Here is a 381-nt window from a genome sequence, read left to right as displayed (position 1 = left end):
TGATCACGCTGGCGTACAGGTCATGGGACACCGCCGACGCACCGGCCAGGGTCAAGCCGGCTACCACCGCGAGGATGGTGGCGAAGGCCACGGCCGAAATGAAGCCCAGGAAGATACTGCCGCCCACCGCGTTGGCCAGGTGCACCGCCGCCATGTTGTTGCCGCCGAGCAAGGCGCCTGCGGCATCCTTGAACGCCGGATTGGTGCTGACCAGCAGGATCGCGCCAAAGCCGATGATGAACGTCAGGATATAGAAGTAGCCGATAAAGCCGGTGGCGTACAGCACGCTCTTGCGCGCTTCCTTGGCGTCGCTCACGGTGAAGAAGCGCATCAGGATGTGTGGCAGGCCAGCGGTACCGAACATCAGCGCCAGGCCCAGGG

Annotated in this window: 1 protein-coding gene; it reads right to left on the bottom strand. The window is 64.0% G+C overall.

Features of this window, described 5'->3' with window-relative positions; translation table 11 throughout:
- On the bottom strand, window positions 1–381 hold a 381-nt coding region (locus AC0L20_RS40120; RefSeq protein WP_473295688.1), incomplete at both ends, for a sodium:solute symporter family transporter.

Source organism: Bradyrhizobium sp. Kon58, from assembly GCF_055807455.1.
The sequence above is the reverse complement of the archived record's forward strand: the minus strand, read 5'-3'. Positions and strand labels throughout refer to the sequence as shown.